The organism is Phycisphaerae bacterium (assembly GCA_041652575.1).
GTDB lineage: Bacteria > Planctomycetota > Phycisphaerae > Sedimentisphaerales > UBA12454 > UBA12454.
Map to the genome: position 1 here is coordinate 1 of JBAZHC010000011.1, position 16553 is coordinate 16553.

At 46.0% G+C, this 16553-nt stretch carries 17 protein-coding genes and 2 tRNA genes; 7 read left to right on the forward strand and 12 right to left on the reverse strand.

Annotated elements, in window-relative coordinates; all coding sequences use genetic code 11:
* Nucleotides 1-881 precede the first annotated feature (881 nt).
* The 5 genes from WC496_08835 (at nucleotide 882) to WC496_08855 (ending at nucleotide 4827) form a co-directional block, all read left to right on the forward strand.
* Nucleotides 882-1598: a class I SAM-dependent methyltransferase gene (locus WC496_08835; GenBank protein ID MFA5293124.1), complete on the forward strand. Its 717-nt coding sequence runs from the start codon at nucleotides 882-884 to the stop codon at nucleotides 1596-1598.
* Nucleotides 1599-1692: 94 nt separating this feature from the next.
* Complete coding sequence (locus tag WC496_08840; GenBank protein ID MFA5293125.1) at nucleotides 1693-1962, forward strand: hypothetical protein; 270 nt, start codon at nucleotides 1693-1695, stop codon at nucleotides 1960-1962.
* The gene (locus WC496_08845; GenBank protein ID MFA5293126.1) at nucleotides 1963-2490 is read left to right on the forward strand and encodes an NUDIX domain-containing protein; all 528 of its coding nucleotides are present in this window, start codon (nucleotides 1963-1965) and stop codon (nucleotides 2488-2490) included.
* A gap of 85 nt (nucleotides 2491-2575) precedes the next feature.
* Entirely contained in the window at nucleotides 2576-4216 is a 1641-nt protein-coding gene (locus tag WC496_08850; protein ID MFA5293127.1) for a UDP binding domain-containing protein, read from the forward strand.
* A 2-nt stretch (nucleotides 4217-4218) separates the two neighbouring features.
* Nucleotides 4219-4827 carry a flavodoxin family protein gene (locus WC496_08855; GenBank protein ID MFA5293128.1) on the forward strand — a complete coding sequence of 203 codons (609 nt, stop codon included), beginning with the start codon at nucleotides 4219-4221 and terminating at the stop codon, nucleotides 4825-4827.
* A gap of 79 nt (nucleotides 4828-4906) precedes the next feature.
* Here the strand turns inward: WC496_08855 and WC496_08860 are convergent, their stop codons facing one another.
* From WC496_08860 to WC496_08880, 5 genes are all read right to left on the reverse strand, one after another.
* Nucleotides 4907-5923: a bifunctional oligoribonuclease/PAP phosphatase NrnA gene (locus WC496_08860; protein MFA5293129.1), complete on the reverse strand. Its 1017-nt coding sequence runs from the start codon at nucleotides 5921-5923 to the stop codon at nucleotides 4907-4909.
* 17 nt (nucleotides 5924-5940) lie between these two features.
* Nucleotides 5941-6279, reverse strand: coding sequence for a DUF3795 domain-containing protein (locus WC496_08865; GenBank protein ID MFA5293130.1), 339 nt, complete (start codon nucleotides 6277-6279; stop codon nucleotides 5941-5943).
* 77 nt (nucleotides 6280-6356) lie between these two features.
* Nucleotides 6357-6740 carry a HEPN domain-containing protein gene (locus WC496_08870; GenBank protein ID MFA5293131.1) on the reverse strand — a complete coding sequence of 128 codons (384 nt, stop codon included), beginning with the start codon at nucleotides 6738-6740 and terminating at the stop codon, nucleotides 6357-6359.
* Nucleotides 6730-7032 carry a nucleotidyltransferase domain-containing protein gene (locus WC496_08875; GenBank protein MFA5293132.1) on the reverse strand — a complete coding sequence of 101 codons (303 nt, stop codon included), beginning with the start codon at nucleotides 7030-7032 and terminating at the stop codon, nucleotides 6730-6732. Before WC496_08875 ends, WC496_08870 begins: the two co-directional genes overlap by 11 nt.
* 147 nt (nucleotides 7033-7179) lie before the next feature.
* Nucleotides 7180-8151 (reverse strand): bifunctional riboflavin kinase/FAD synthetase, encoded by a 972-nt coding sequence (locus tag WC496_08880; protein MFA5293133.1) that lies wholly within the window; start codon nucleotides 8149-8151, stop codon nucleotides 7180-7182.
* Between the two features lie 131 nt (nucleotides 8152-8282).
* Here WC496_08880 and WC496_08885 point away from each other — a divergent pair, with 131 nt between their 5' ends.
* Nucleotides 8283-8864: an alpha-isopropylmalate synthase regulatory domain-containing protein gene (locus tag WC496_08885; protein MFA5293134.1), complete on the forward strand. Its 582-nt coding sequence runs from the start codon at nucleotides 8283-8285 to the stop codon at nucleotides 8862-8864.
* 51 nt (nucleotides 8865-8915) lie between these two features.
* On the forward strand, nucleotides 8916-10472 hold the full coding sequence (gene aroE, locus WC496_08890; protein MFA5293135.1) for a shikimate dehydrogenase: 1557 nt from the start codon (nucleotides 8916-8918) through the stop codon (nucleotides 10470-10472).
* 53 nt (nucleotides 10473-10525) lie between these two features.
* Here aroE and fusA read toward each other — a convergent pair whose 3' ends face one another.
* From fusA to WC496_08925, 7 genes are all read right to left on the reverse strand, one after another.
* A complete protein-coding gene (fusA, locus tag WC496_08895) occupies nucleotides 10526-12565 on the reverse strand; it encodes an elongation factor G (GenBank protein ID MFA5293136.1) in 2040 nt (679 codons plus the stop codon).
* A 171-nt stretch (nucleotides 12566-12736) separates the two neighbouring features.
* Nucleotides 12737-12807 (reverse strand) — tRNA-Gln (locus WC496_08900).
* A gap of 15 nt (nucleotides 12808-12822) precedes the next feature.
* Nucleotides 12823-12896: transfer RNA gene (locus tag WC496_08905), tRNA-Ile, on the reverse strand.
* Between the two features lie 137 nt (nucleotides 12897-13033).
* Entirely contained in the window at nucleotides 13034-13468 is a 435-nt protein-coding gene (locus tag WC496_08910; protein MFA5293137.1) for an amino acid-binding protein, read from the reverse strand.
* An 11-nt stretch (nucleotides 13469-13479) separates the two neighbouring features.
* Nucleotides 13480-14790, reverse strand: a complete 1311-nt coding sequence (locus tag WC496_08915) for a phenylacetate--CoA ligase (GenBank protein MFA5293138.1) — start codon at nucleotides 14788-14790, stop codon at nucleotides 13480-13482.
* Between the two features lie 3 nt (nucleotides 14791-14793).
* Nucleotides 14794-15225 (reverse strand): ACT domain-containing protein, encoded by a 432-nt coding sequence (locus WC496_08920; GenBank protein MFA5293139.1) that lies wholly within the window; start codon nucleotides 15223-15225, stop codon nucleotides 14794-14796.
* 11 nt (nucleotides 15226-15236) lie between these two features.
* Nucleotides 15237-16538 carry a phenylacetate--CoA ligase gene (locus WC496_08925; protein ID MFA5293140.1) on the reverse strand — a complete coding sequence of 434 codons (1302 nt, stop codon included), beginning with the start codon at nucleotides 16536-16538 and terminating at the stop codon, nucleotides 15237-15239.
* Between the last annotated feature and the right edge of the window lie 15 nt (nucleotides 16539-16553).

Below are 16553 nucleotides of genomic sequence, written 5' to 3' on the forward strand. Positions count from 1 at the left end.
AGCCACTATCTATGCAATCGAGCTTATGATGATTACCAGCAGATATTCGATGCTGCTTCGATGGCATGGAACAAAATCTCATCAAATCAATTCCAAACAATCTGCAATGCCACGTGGCTAAAGCACGAAAATTAAATGGAAAGCGTATTACACAGATTTAATTGATTTATCTTCACCGTCCAGCCACAGAGAAAATAACAGATTAAAAAACGAAAATTTGGAGTAAAAATCGATAGTTGACGAACATCAATCAACCTCCAGGGGATATGCGAGGATTCATATCGAGGTATTTTAGAACTGACACAGTTGTACTGTAGGATTTTGCGGTGAAAATGACTAATTGACGTTTCCGCCGTCGCTATGAGCTATGGCGGACAAGCGTCTCCGCCTCAGGCGGATAAAAATCAACCCCCAGGGAAAACACGGGATTTTTAGCAGCATATCTATAATCAATGGCGTTTTGGGTATCGGTAAGGTTAAGGTTATAGTGTCAGCAGGTAGACGACATTTCATCGCCCCGCCGTCGTCCCCAAAGGACTTTGTCGGGCAGGCAGGATTATTAAGGCTAAAGGGTCTAATGCCCTTTGGCCTTTCCTTTACGCGGGAATAGCCACAAAGAAAAAAATGAAAACACAAATATACACTAATTATAAAACTGTAGAAAAAGATAAAACGCCTACCTAAGGTATAAATCGTACTTGTAAACAATTCGTCATCGCCCCGCCGTTTTATAGAATAACGAACCTGCCGAATAAATCGGCAGGCTTTTGGATAAATAAAACCCGCCGTGAAACGGCGGGCTAAACAGCCAAATCGATATTGCTTTCCAAATTGAAAAAAGTATAATCATCAGCTTGTCGGCTATAATCAAAAGGAGATAAATGAAAACTTTTCGTGCCCTTCTGTCGCTTGTACTTCCAAAATGGCTGGCTCATGATATCCATAGCTTTTTATTTCATCCGTACTGGCGTAAACATATTGTCAAAATTTCAAATAACAGCCGGGTGACCTCGGCCGGGATAACCTGCAAAGATGAAAAGTTTTCATCGCGAAGGCCATTCAAGAACCTGGATAAAGACAGAATATTAAACTTATTCCGTAAAAATAATGTTCATTCCGTACTCGATGTAGGATGCGGCGTCGGAAGGCTGGTTAAAGAATTATCGGAAGAAGGTTTTAACGCGTGCGGAATAAATATTAACAAGCTGGAAATCGAGCAGGCTCAACATCCCGATATTTTCCTTTACGATATTCAGAACAGTATAGAAAATTGTCCGTTAAAGACGAAAAAGTTCGACGCTGTCGTAAGTATCGATTGTATCGAGCATCTCGAATCGCCATTGATCGCACTTAAGAATATAAATAAACTTTTGAATCCCAATGGCTTGTTTATAGCTTATATTCCTTCGGCAAGATGGATTGAGTGCGATTATCATATAATCGTTTATTCGCCCCGACAGTTCCGCTGGCTGCTAAATCTGGCGGGGTTCGACCTTATCGCAAAAAAGGGCAGGTACAGGATGAGCAAAAACGGCGTTACTTACTTCGCCAGAAAAATAATGGAAAAAGGGCCTGTTTATCCGGCTGTTCTCGAATAGGAAATCCGGTTTTTTTTTATTCTGGACTTCTCCGCGAATTTGATATAATAACCGGAAATTACAGGTTCACGATTTAAAAAAAAGGATAAATATTATGTTGGAATTACTGATGTTTATCATAATTGCGGGAGCATTTCTGTTTCTGGCGATGTTTGCTAAAATCCTCTTTTTCGCACTAAGAATAACCATCTCCCTGATTTTTCTGCCGATAGCTATGCTGCTTCTGCTGCCTGCCGGGATTTTTATCTGTATGCTGATGGTGCTTTTGGGATTAATCGCCCTGCCTATACTGCTGCCGGCGATGCTGATACTTTTCGTATTCCTGTTCCTGCCGTTATTACTGATTAAACGTTTAGTGTTTTAAATGTCACCTAATGAAAATCGACGGCTCTTCAAATATTGTCCCAAATGCGGGACGGCCGCTTTACATTTCGTAAAAAGCAATAAGCTCGTATGCGGCAAATGCCGATTCGAATACTATCACAATAACGCCGCCGCTGCCGCGGCGATTATCACAAACAATAAAGGTCAAATTCTTTTTGTCAAACGGGCACAGGAACCCAAAAAAGGAATGTTAGACCTGCCCGGCGGATTTTCCGACCATGGCGAATCGGCGGAAGAGGCTATAAAACGGGAAATAAAGGAAGAGGTGTGTTTGAAAACCACTTCTGTCAAATACCTTTGTTCATATCCTAATATTTATAAGTACAAAGGTGTAACATATTCAACTATCGACCTTGGTTTTGTCTGCAAAGTAAAGGATATTTCAAAAGCGAAAGCAAAAGACGACGCCCAATCCATTATTTTTATTTCGCCTGATAAAATTCCTATGAAAAAAATCGCTTTCAAATCAGTAAAAAAAATGATTTCCTTCTATCTTGCCGGTTTATGACCGTCAATTTTTCGCTTTTTTTTGTCTTCTAATTCGTGTATAATACCCTGACTTTTATTCTTTAACCAATAAGGAGACATAAGCAATGGTAGAATATTCAATAAATCCAGCCGGAGAAAAATTTCCAATTCCACAGCAAGGAGATTACGCGGCCGAGCTGCAGCGAGTCAGTAAACTTGCCGAGACAGCCCGAAAGGAAGGCAAGGAAATCGTAGTTGTAATGGGAGTAGGTTTCGTCGGCGCCGTAATGGCGGCCATAATAGCTGATACCGTAGATAAAAAAACCGGTAAGCCTTCAAAATTCGTAATCGGCTGCCAGCGGCCCAGCCCCCGCAGTTACTGGAAGATTCCGATGCTCAACAAGGGGCAATCTCCCGTCAAGGCCGAGGACCCAGAAGTCGACCCGATGATTTCACGATGCGTTCTTGAGAAAAAAACACTCATCGGAACATATAACAGCGACTGCCTCGCACTGGCTGACTGCGTTGTTATCGATGTCCAGTGCGATTATCTCAAAAAAGATTTAGGCCAGCTCCGGACGGGTTCAGCCGATATGGCGGCTCTCGAAGCCACGATGAAAACCATCGGTCAGAAAATTCAGCCCAACTGTCTTACATTGATTGAGACAACCGTAGCGCCAGGCACGACGGAATTTGTCGCCTGGCCGATAATGAAAAAAGCTTTCGCAGCGCGAGGCATAAAAAGCGAACCGCTGCTTGCTCACAGTTTCGAGCGCGTTATGCCCGGCAAACAATACGTCGCATCAATCCGCGACTTCTGGCGAGTCTGCTCCGGCTGCAACGCCGAAGCCCGCAAGCGTGTTGAAAAATTCCTGCGAGAAGTTCTTAATACCGAAAAATTTCCGCTGACCGTTATGGACAGGCCCATCGAATCGGAAACTACCAAGATTGTCGAAAACTCCTACCGCGCAACAATACTTGCGTTTCTAAATGAATGGTCGATTTTCGCCGAACGCAACGGCGTTGACCTGATTAAGGTTATTAAGGCCATCAAAATGCGGCCTACTCATAATAATATGATATTCCCAGGCCCCGGCATAGGCGGATACTGTCTGCCGAAAGACGGCGGTCTGGGTTTCTGGGCATACAAACATATTCTCGGATTCGATGACGATATTTTCAAACTTTCAACGATGGCCATTGACATTAACGATACAAGAGGCCTGCACGTTGCGACTCTGACGCGAGATGCTTTGCGGAATATGGGCAGATACATCGCCGGCGCCAAGGTACTGCTTTGCGGTGCAAGCTACCGTCAGGATGTCGCTGATACAAGATACAGCGGTTCAGAAATCGTTACGCGAAAATTAACCGAGATGGGCGCGGAAATGTCCGTGCACGACCCATATCTCGAACACTGGTACGAACTCGAACAACAGGACACTTATCCGGCCCCGGGACATTCATGGGCGCGATTCTTCCGTAACCAGACTCATCTGAAGGATATTCACATACAGAGCGACCTGCAAAAAGCGATCAAAGGAGCCGAAGTACTTATCCTTGCCGTGCCGCACGAACCATATCTGAATTTGAATCCGGACGATATTGTCAAATGGGCAGGCGTACCGCTGGCAGTGATTGACTGCTTCGGGATTCTCAGCGATGACAATATTAAACGGTACTTCGAACTTGGCTGCGAAGTAAAGGCGCTCGGACGCGGACATATCCAGAGAATCAAAGAATCTGTCCGCAGTAAAAAAACCTGAAAATGAGCAAAAAAATACTGGCGATTGTCGGCACTTACAGAAAAGGCGGCATCATCGATTCTACTGTCGATGAGATTTTGTCCGCTGCGCAAACCAGCGGCGGACAGACAGAAAAAATATATCTCATCGATAAGCACATAGAATTCTGCACCAACTGCAGGAAATGCACGCAATCGCCCGGCGAGATACGGGGTAAGTGCATACATAACGACGATATGGAGGAAATACTTCAAAAAATCGAAATGGCTGACGGCCTGATTCTGGCTTCTCCTGTAAATTTCTACAACGTTACCGCAGTTACGCGAAGATTTATGGAAAGGCTCGTCGCTTTCGCATACTGGCCGTGGGCAGGTAACAGCGGCCCAAAAATAAGAAACAAAACAAAGAACAAAAAAGCGGTTATCGTTACATCAACAGCTATGCCGGCCTTTTTCGGCAAACTGCTTACCGGCGCGCCGAGAGCGTTAAAAATTACCGCGGAAGTTCTGGGAGCCAAAGTAATCGCCTCTATTTTCATCGGCACGATAGCAAATAACGAAAAAGAATCCCTGCCGAAAAAATATGTTCAAAAAGCAATAAAAGCGGGCAAAATTTTAGCCACAGAGCTATAATTTTTAGCCACATAAGTTCACAGAGATATATTTTTTTATCAGTGTCAATCAGTGTAAATCCGTGTCTAAAAAAACAGCGTTAATCGGTGTCTTTTTTATTTAATTCTTTTTCAAATTTGTCGAGGATGAGTTTTTTTACTTCAGCAAGCGAGCCTTTGAGATTGACACCTGCGGCGACTTTGTGTCCGCCGCCGCCAAGCTCGGCGGCAATCTCCCGCACGTCCACTTTGCCGTTACTCCGCAACGAACAGCGGAAACCGCCGTCCTTCAGTTCGACAAACAGCGCCACCGCTTCGACGGAACTGACACGCTGACATTCATTGACGAATTCCTCGGTATCCGAACCCTTTGCGCCGGTTAAGTCAAAATCGCTGCGCATAATATGCTGCAGGGCGATTTTGCCGTCGTGATAAAGCTCAAGATTTTCGAGCATCCTGCCGAGGAGTTTGAGCCTGGCAGGCGAATAGTTCTGATAAATCCTGTGATAAACGACGGAAGGCCTGGCTCCGAGTTCGATAAGCGACGAGGCATTCCGCATCACCCTGCTGTCGGTATTGTCGAATCTGAACCAGCCTGTATCGGTCGAAATGGCGATATAAAGTGCCTCGGCAATGGCAGGTGTGATTTCCCAGCCGGCGAATCTGAGCAGTTCAAAGACGATTTCGCCTGTGGCCGCCGCGGTCGAATCGACAACTTCGACATTGCCGATACCATCGCCTGTGAGATGATGGTCGATAACAAGCACAGGAAGTTTTGATGTCTTTAGCCATTTGTCGAATTCGGTAAGCTGAACGTAACTGTTGGTATCGACAATTATCACAAGGTCGAACCGGCCGAACGAGCCGGCCTCGAGCTGGTCCAATTTCACATCGTTGCCGAGCACCGGCACAGGCGCATCGAAGATAAAATCATACCACGGCGCAGGCGGCGAAAGCAAAACAGGCTGTGCAGTTTTACCCAGTTGTCTGGCAGTTTCACAGACTGCCTTCATACAGCCGATGGCGTCGCCGTCAGGACGAGTATGCGAAGTTACGAGCCAGCTTTTGGATTTTTTAATTAAATCAATCGCTTTTTTAAAATCATCATTTATTGCCATTTAATTCCTTTTTTAAATCACTGATAGCTATGCCACAAGTTACGCAGATTTCGCTGAGATTTAAACTCTTCCAAACCTTTACAGCGAATCAATTCAAGATTGCCCATTCTATCGCTTTTGAAGATAAGTTTGAAGATTTTACTTATAAAATTATTCAGTTTTTTACACTGTTTCAAATCGTCAAATTCATCGCAGGCGGCACAGGTTACAATGTTTTTGCTCATGGCACATTTTTTTATTTTACAACCTCTATTCATAGGTTTTTCACTGTGGCAGCCCTGGCATTTCTGCTTTTTAAATGCGCCGCATTCGGAACAAACCAAACCACAATAAGCTATTATAGATTCGCCGGACATTATCGCATTCTTCTTTCACAGTAAAACCTTTTTGCCTATCAGCTCTCTCCTGCACTAATGTAAAGATAAATATTTTTCTACCTGAGATGTTTTTCAACAGATTCAAAAATTCGTTCTGCCATCTCAAGACATTTTTTGCATATCTCCTCATCCGGCTCAAAATCCGGCAGAACCCCACCCAAAGGATATTTTGAAGGCAAATATACCGAATCCAGCAGGTCGCAATCATCCGGCGTAATATTGATATTTTTGCCATTTTTTACCAACAGACTCACTAATTCGGTAATACTATGAGTTTTGAAAAATTTAATACCAGATTCTACAAGCAATGCCTTTAAGACTTTTTCAACCGCCTGTTGAACATTCTGCAGACACGGATTAAATAAACTACCTGCAAGTAATTGTGCCGATTGCAGGTTTTCATTGGCATAATCAAGCCATTTTTTTGTCTCATCTTTCATATATGACCCGCCCTTTTGCGATTTCATCCATAAAGAAACTTTCTCCCGCATCCGCCCTCAAAGGAAATATATCAAGCGGTATTTTCTCCGCGATAGAACGCGTTTTTCTTCGATACTTCAAAGAAAGCGGGAGATATTTTTCGTTGCTGTCCTGAAAGACAGCCACATCAAGGTCGTGCGGATTTGGAGAAGTCAGAAACGAACCAAAGATTACAATCCGGCGGACTTCAGGCTCGTGTGTCAAAAAATCGATTAAATTGCTTATTATTACCTTTTTATCAACCTGCGTCATAATTCTTCCTGAAAAGCACGAACTTTATTTTATACGACAATACCATTAAAGAAAAGACAATTTTGCCTTACCATAAGTCGTAAAAGTTATCAAATATGCCAACGGGCAATTCATCGTTTCCTCCTGTCGCTTTCGCTCCAGGCTCTGTTAGTTTTTTAAAATATCTTTTGCCTTTTCACAGTCTTTTGCGATTTGCTCCTTCAGTTTTTCCGGCGTTTTAAACCTCTGCTGGGTGCGGATAAAATCAATAAAGTCCATCGCGAGGAATTTGCCGTATAAATCGCCGCCATTTCCATCGAGAATATGAGCCTCAATCAGCAAAGGATGGTCTGAAATAAAAGTTTTCGCCCTGCCGAGACTGAAAACGGCGGGAATTTTCTGGTTCAGCGAACAAAGCCCCTCAATCGTATCAGCAATGGAAACAAAACCGGCATAAACGCCGTCAACAGGTATAATCTGGTCGTGCGGCTCGATGTTGGCGGTCGGATAGCCGAGCTCTGAACCCTTGCCGCGGCCCTTGACAACCTTACCCATAAGACGGTAGGCCCTGCCCAAAGCTTTGGCCGCGTCAGCGGCATCGCCCCTGTGGAGCAGATGACGAATCACCGTGCTCGATACCCGGGTCGATTCATTGGCTATGACCAACTGCTGCTGCCCGACGATAACGACATCAAAGCCATAGGTTTCTCCGAGCCGGGCAAGGATTTTGGAATCGCCGCTGCGGCCGTAACCGAAATGAAAATCATCGCCTTCGACGACAGCCTTCGGCGAAATGGTCGTCATTAAAAATTTTTCGACAAAATCCTGCGGCGAAAGCGTCAGCATCTGATAACTGTCTTTTAAAACGACCAGATAATCGATGCCGGCTTCTTCGAGCAGGGCGGCCTTTAACGGCAGAGGCGTTAAAACACGCAGCATCTGCTCAGGACGAAGAATGGCGACAGGATGAGGGTCAAAGGTCATTACGACAACGGGACAATCGCTCAAATTTTGGGCCGTTCGGCGGGCGGTACGAATTATCTCCTGATGGCCGAGGTGAAAACCGTCAAAATTGCCTATCGTCAGACAACAGTTTTTGAGACTGTTGCCAATCTTGTCAAGTTTATCTATAATCTGCATTTCAATGCCCTGCCGAATAGTTAATAAGGGCTTATTTTAAGCCTAACCGGCAGGTTGAGCAAGAAATTTAACGACGATAAAAAAAGGACTTTTTAGTCGCAATCGTCGATTTTTTCTGATAAATTATTTTTATGACCCTGCAAAACCCGGACAACCTGCTGTTCGACGGCGGCAGCCCGCCAATCCCGGAAATCGTACACGCACAACTCGCGGCGATGGGCAAGGAATTCACACCGAAACAGTTCGACGAGCTTTACAAGCGGATTTACGACCTTTACGAATTAAAGGCAAGGATATTCACCGGGGAAATCGCAGCAATCGCCGAAGAAATCCATATCCAGCCCGAAATCGGCTGGGACCTCGTATCGCTTAAGACCACTATCGGGCCAAACGTTCTGCCGGCGGCAGCGGTAGTATTAAATTCGCCCGAAGGACAAAGAGTTACTTCCGAAGCGGGCGGGTACAGTTCGACAGACGCGATATGCTCGGCTATCGCCGAGTCCACGCAAATTCATGTATTTCTCAAAGACCTCGAATTTCATACTATCATCGGCGGAACAAATTCACTGGGCCGGGCAAATATAACCGTCGAATACCATAACAGGCAGGTAAGAACCACCGCCTGCTCAATCGATATGCTCGAAGCAATCGCAAAAGCCTATCTGACGGCTATAAATATCGTATTAGACAGAGTCAACCAGCAACTGGAGTAAGGAAGCCACAGAGAATTTTAGCCACAGAGGCCACAGAGAAAAGAAATTAAAATGACTTATCTTACAATTCCAATATCAGGCAAAGATTTAAAAAGCTGTAAAGAGCAGATTAGCTCGGCCGTAAAGGCCGGGACTGAAATGCTCGAACTGCGCACAGATTATGTCGATTCGCTCGATGTAAATAAGTTAAAAGAATTAATCGCCGCGGCAAAACAGACCTGCCTGCCGATAATCGTTACCTGCAGAGACGCCGCCGAAGGCGGAATGAACAATCTAAATCCCCTGCTGCGTAAACAAATACTTCTTGAGGCAATAAAACTTGACGCTGAATTGATAGACTGCGAATACGCCAACTTCATAAAAAAAGATTTCGGCGACGATATTAAAAAAGCACTGTCAGAAAATAAAAAAATAAAACTAATTCTGTCGGCGCATAATTTTAAAGGGCCTTTTGAAAATTTAGACAGTATTTACGAACGGATGTTTGCGGCATTTCCGGCGGCAATCGCAAAAACAGCTTACTGGGCCGGCCATATAAACGATTGTTTCGCGGCATTCGATATCCTGAAAAAGTACGGCAGCAACGCAATAGCGATATGTATGGGCGATGCGGGGATTATAAGCAGGATAATCGCGAAAAAATTAGACGCTTTCCTGACTTTCGCAAGTATCGAGGACGAATCCGCGACGGCATCAGGCCAATTAACGATAGAGAAAATGAAAAAGCTGTATCGCTTCGATATTATAAATAATGAAACCCGGCTTTTCGGCGTCATAGCGGACCCGGTGGGCCATTCGATAAGCCCTGCGGTTTTAAACGGCTGCTTCGATGCGGAAAAATTAAACTGCGTTTATCTGCCGCTGCTCGTAAAAGGCGGCCGAATGGAATTCGACGAATTTCTCGATAATATAACCCTGCGAAAATGGCTGGACTTTGGAGGGTTCAGCGTAACGATTCCGCACAAGGTCAACGCTCTGCAATACGCGCAGAAAAAAGGAGAATATATCGAGCCGGCGGCTGCGCAAATCGGCGCGGTCAATACGCTCGTAATCGGAGTAAACGAAAGAATTATCGGATTCAATACCGACTGCGCCGGTGCGATGGACGCTTTGACAAACGCGATGGGGATAAGCAAAAAACAACTGCATAATAAAACAGTTGCGGTTTTGGGCGCGGGCGGAGTTGCCAGGGCAATTGTCGCAGGACTGGCTGATGTCGGCGCAAAAGTTACCATATACAACCGCACAATATCGAAGGCACAGCAGCTCGCCTCGGAATTCAGGTGTCACGGTACAGACCCTGAGGAAATTAAAAATACAGAAGCGGAAATTATCATCAACTGTACGAGTATTGGAATGTCTCCTAAAATCGATGAAAGTCCCATGCCGAAAAAACACATCAAATCTTCAATGATTGTTTTTGATACGGTTTATAACCCCTTAAAAACAAAGCTGTTACAACAAGCAAAAGAAGCCGGCGCAAAAATCGTTAACGGCTCTGAAATGTTCATTGGCCAGGCCGCTGAGCAATTCAAATTGTTTACGCACAAAGATTGTCCGATGGATGTTCTGCGAAAAGTTGTAATTGAGTCGCTGAAGAACAAATAAAAAAACCCCCGACATAATCGGGGGTTAAGTATTTTCTGGAAAAACAAAAACGGTTATTCTTCTGCGTCGGCCTGTTTCTGTTTTGCGTACTGTGCGATAATCTGCTGCTGAACGTTCGGCGGAACAACTTCATAATGACTCAACGTCATCGAATAGCTGCCCTGACCGCCGGTAACGCTCTTGAGCTGGCTGTCGTAACTTGCGACTTCCGACAAAGGCACCTGAGCCTTAATCACCATCATATTTCCCGCGAGCATATCCTGGCCCTGCACTCTGCCTCTTCGGCTGGACAGGTCGCCTGCGATGCCGCCGACATAGTCGGCCGGAACTGTAATTTCGATATTGACTATCGGCTCAAGCAGAGCCGGTTTTGCCTTATGGACGGCGTCGAGAAACGCGCCTTTACCGGCGGAGCGGAACGCAACTTCCTTCGAGTCAACTGGATGGTGCTTCCCATCGGTTATGGATACTTTTACATCTTTCATCGGGAAGCCTGCGACGGCGCCGTTTTCCATAACGTCATTGATGCCCTTGGTAATCGGTGCCTCGAACTGGCCGGGAATAGACCCGCCGAAAATATCCCATGAAAACTGCAGAGTCGGTTCTGAGCCGCGGGGAGCAGGTTCAACTGTCAGGTAAACTTCACCAAACTGCCCTGCACCTCCGGTCTGTTTTTTATGGCGATAATGGCCGTCGGCCTTTGCGGTGATAGTTTCACGATATGGAATTTTCGGTTTTTTGGTCGTAACCGAAAGTTTAAAACGCTTTTCCATTTTGGAAAGCATAACGCGCAAATGCAAATCGCCCAGGCCGCTTATAACAAGCTCGTGCGTCTGATGGTCGCGGCTGACCTTGAAGCAAACGTCTTCTTCGGTAAGCTTTTCCATCGCGGTGCCGAGTTTCTGTTCATCGCCCTTCGATGTCGGCTCCAGCGCAAGACTGAACATCGGCGCCGGCACTTTGGGCATTTCAAAATTTCCCGATACTTTGCCGTCGTGGATAAGGTCGCCGATTTGGAGTTCTTCGAGTTTCGCCAGCGTTACGATATCGCCTGCGACGCCTGCCGGAACTTCGCTGATTTCAGCGCCCTGATTTTTGAGGACATGACCGGGTCGAATAGCTTTCTTATCGGTGCCTCTTAACATCGCCGTATCGCTTTTCAGCGTTCCGCTGAAAATTCTCATCGTTGCGTATTTCATATTCGAACGCGGGTCGAGACCGACTCTGAAAACAAGTCCTGCCAGCGCCCCTGCCGAATCAGCCTTAATCTCGGTTACTTTCTCGCCATCGACAAGCTTTGCCGGTTTTACCTGCGCCGGCGAAGGAGCATAATTAGTTATCAAATCCAGGAATTCGGTTATGCCGATTTCCTTTCGTGCATTGGTGAAAATAACAGGAATAATCTTGCCCTGTGCAATCGCCATGGCGAAAACAGCGGCAATTTTATCCTGCGATATCTGTTCGCCGCTAAGATAGGCTTCCATAAGTTTGTCGTCGGCTTCAATCGCGCTTTCGATAAGCTCTGTATGGGCCTGCGCGACATCCATAACAGGCGAACTGCCGGTGCTGTTTACGAGGCAGTCGATAACCGATGCCTTGTCTGCCGCGGGGAGATTGGCGCATCTGCACTGCATGCCGAAAGTCTGCTGAATAATCTTGAGCAGTTCGGGAATGTCTGCTGTTTCAGAATCGAGCTTGTTGATTATTATCATTCTCGCTTTTTCAGCATCTACCGCGGCCTGAAAAAGTTTTCTCGTATTAATTTCAATACCTGCAGAAGCGTTTATAACTATCGCACAGCAGTCGGCGGCAGGAATCGAAGTCAACGCGGCGCCGATAAAATCGGGATAGCCGGGAGTGTCTATAAGGTTTATTGTTTTGCCGTTGTGGCTGGTATGCATAATCGCGGAGTGAATCGAATGGCCGCGGTCCTTTTCCTCATCGTCAAAGTCGGAAACTGTATTCTTCTCCTCGACTACCCCTAACCTGTTGGTTTTACCGGTCTTATGAAGAATCGACTCGGCGATGCTTGTTTTGCCCGCTCCGCCATGTCCAAGAAGCACTACGTTACGAATCTCATTGATATCAGTCACAATAAAACTCCTGACAATAGAATGACAAAATGCCTTTAAATGCCTAAAAGGGCAGATGATACAATAAAACCGCGGCAAGGGCAAGGGGAAATTAGAAAACAAAAAAACCTGAAATAGCGACTCGCCTGGCTCATCTCTACTTGTGGTGAGCAAGCCAAGCGAGTCGAACCACTGGGGAACAAGGATTCGAACCTTGACTAAATGGTTCAGAGCCACTCGTGCTACCGTTACACTATTCCCCAAAATCATTTATCTACTGGGCCCGCAAGGATTTGAACCTTGGACCGACGGATTATGAGTCCGCTGCTCTACCAGGCTGAGCTACGAGCCCTGATGTTATCAGGATATAAATAATCCTTTGAAATTTCCTGATTACTCTACAATCTGCAAGGTTTTTTTGCAAGAAGATTAAAGATTGTAAAATTGGCCGCCATTGAGAACGTCAAAACCGGCATTTTTACAGGAAGATTAAAGGTTGTAAAGCTGGTCGCCGTCGAGGATATCAAAACCGGCGTCTTTTACCACCTGCTCGGCGTTTGTCTGTGCCAGGTTCTCAATTTCAAGAACGCAAATGCCCTGCCGGTTCGGCTGAAGGACAAAACCATGTGCGTCGATGATGTTAATCCCGCCTGTGACAAGCGCAGTCAAAAGCCTGTGAAGATTGCCCGGCCGGTCCGGAACGGATATCGCCAGGACATCCTTCAACGCACAGGCACAACCCATATCGGCAAGCGACAGATGCGCCTGCTCGGGATTGTCCACTATAAGCTTCATCAGGCCGTAATCGCCCCTGTCCTGTATGGCAAAGGCTCGAATGTTTACACCTATTTTCTGAAGATTGTCGGTAATGGCCTTTAATCTGCCAGGCTTGTTTTCGACAAATACATGAAGCTGTTTTGCCATTTGTAACTCCTTTACAATTTTGGACGGGTATCGACCACACGAACGGCTTTGCCTTCGAACGCAGGCAGAACGCCAGGCTCGTGCAGTTCTATCGCGGGCTTTATCGTTATCGAGGCCTTCAATTCTTCGGCAATCTTATGCTTGAGATTGTCAATCTGTTTCGCCTCGCCCATAAACATCTTGGAATACAGTTCCACTTTTACGATTAGTTTGTCAAGCTCGCCATATTTTTCAACACATATCTGATAATTTGTGCCGACCTCGGGAATTTTCATTACAACTTCCTCAATCTGCGACGGGAAGACATTAACGCCGTTGATTATCAGCATATCGTCGCTTCTGCCGAGGATTCGCGAAAGCCTTCTGTGCGTTCTTCCGCACGGACAAGGCTCGGTATGCAGAAAGGCAAGGTCCCGCGTTCTATATCGCATAAGAGGCATGGCATTACGAATAAGATTCGTAAGCACTACTTCGCCTTCCTGACCGTCAGGAACAAGCTCGCCGGTCTTTGGATTGATTATTTCGACTATATAAGCATCTTCCCATAGATGCAGGTCATTTTTATAAACACATTCGAAAGCCACGCCCGGCCCATTCATTTCGCTAAGGCCGTAAGAATTATATGCGTCAATTTTGTAAAGTTCTTCGATTTTCTTCCGCGTACCTTCCGAATGAGGCTCGGCGCCGATAAAAGCTTTTTTCAAAGCCAAATCGCCGACCGCGACACCATACTCGGCAAGTTTCGAATGAATATGCAGCAGATAACTGGGCGTTATGTGCAGAACTGTCGTGCGGAAATCCTTCATCAACTGGACCTGTCTTTTGGTATTGCCGCCGGCTGCCGGAATAACCATCATACCGACCCGCTCGGCCCCGTAATGCATACACAAACCGCCGGTAAACAAACCGTAGCTCATCATATTCTGCAGAATATCAGTCCTGCCCGCTCCGGTGGCAATTATACTTCTTGCCATTATGTCCGTAGCGGCATCGAGGTCCTTGGCGGAAAGATATATCACGGTCGGAATCCCCGTCGTGCCGCTCGAGGTGTGTATCCTGACAACTTCGGAAGTATCGACAGAAAGAAGGCCCTTCGGATAATTCTGACGCAGGTCGTCTTTCATCGTAAACGGAATTTTACGCAAATCGTCAAGGCTCTTAATATCGTCAGGCGATTTTATCCCTGCAACGGGAAGCCGTCTTGAATAAAACGGCGTCTTTAAAGCCGAAGCTATTATAGTTTTAAGCCTTTGTAACTGAATCTGCTCAATCTTTTGACGGTCAGCGGTTTCAACCTCTTTGTTCCAGTAACGAATTTCCATTATTTAAAGCTCCCTGACGCCTTGTTCAGTAACAATTTTTATATTATGCTTTTTCAGCACCTTCGCGGCCTTATCGACATCATCGAAACGAAAGACCATAAGAGCCTTATCGGATGATTTTTCAACAAAGCCGTACATATATTCGATATTAACGTCTTCGTCCGCCAGCGCCTTTAAAATATCGGCAAGACCGCCCGGCCTGTCTTCGACCTCGACAGCGATAACATCCGTAATCCTTGCGACAATACCGGCATCTTCCAAAGCACTGACCGCCGCGTCAGGTTTGTTTACCACAATTCGAAGAATGCCGAAGGATTCGGTCTCGGCGACATTGAGCGCACGGATGTTAATATCTTTTTGGCCCAGCAGCGAACAGACATCGTAAAGTCTGCCTTTGCGGTTTTCCAGAAACACAGAAATCTGTTTTATTTTCATTTTATGTGTCCTTACATTTGACGTTTATCAATAACTCTTTTCGCCTTGCCCATACTTCTCTCGATAGTCTTGGGTTCGACAAGCGTAATCTTTGCGCTTATCGACAGTACCGCGCTCATTTCCTTTTTGATTTTGCGCTTAAGCTCTTCAAGTTTCTTAACTTCGTCGCTGAACATTTTGCTGTTGACCTCGACAAGCACTTCAACCTCATCGAGCTGATGCTGCTGACGATCGACGATAATCTGATAATGCGGCTCTGTGCCCTCGATGCCGAGCAGCACGTGTTCAATCTGCGATGGAAATACATTTATGCCGCGAACGACAATCATATCGTCCGTTCTGCCCTTGATTTTGCTGATTCGCGGACTCGTTCTGCCGCATTTGCATTTTTCATAATTGATGCTGACAATATCGCGTGTGCGGTATCTAATCAGCGGAATCGCCTGCTTTGTAAGCGTCGTAATAACTAATTCGCCGTCCTGACCTTCGGCAACAGCCTCGCCGCTGTCGGGGTCGATAATCTCCGGATAAAATACGTCGCTGAAAATATGCAGTCCGTTCTTATGTGGACATTCCTGCGCGACACCGGGCCCGATTATTTCCGAAAGACCGTAAATATCGGTAGCGAGCATATTCCATACGGCTTCGATTTCGCCTCGCATTTTTTCGGTCCACGGTTCTGCGCCGAACATGCCGATTTTCCAGTTTCCTTTTTTCGGGTCTATGCCCATATCTTTGGCTTCTTCCGCCATATAAAGTGCGTAGCTCGGCGTGCAGGTAATTATCTTCGGCGCAAAATCCTGCATAATTTTTAATTGTCTGGCTGTCTGGCCGGATGACATCGGGATAACTCTTAATCCCATCTCGAGTCCGCCGTAATGAACGCCGAGGCCGCCGGTGAATAATCCGTAGCCGTAGGCGTTTTGAACAGTGTCGCCCGGCTCGGCTCCTGCGCAGGCCAGGCAGCGGGCCATCACTTCAGACCAGAGTTTTATATCGTCTTTTGTATAGCCGACAAGCGTAGGATTTCCAGTCGTGCCGCTGGAGACATGAATTTCCTTAACTTCCTTCTGGTCCGTGCTGAAAAGGCCGTAAGGATAATTATCCCGCATATCGATTTTATTAGTGAACGGCAGTCTTTTTATGTCGTCGATGGAGGTCATTTTGTCGGGTTTGACCCCTGCCTTGTCGAATTTGTCTTTATAAACTTTGCAGTTTCCATAGACATAGGCGGCAAGTTTTTTAAGTCTTTCCGACTGGGCCTGCTTAAGCTCCGCAGACGCCATACATTCGAACTTTTCGTTCCAAATCATAGCAAGTCCCCTGAT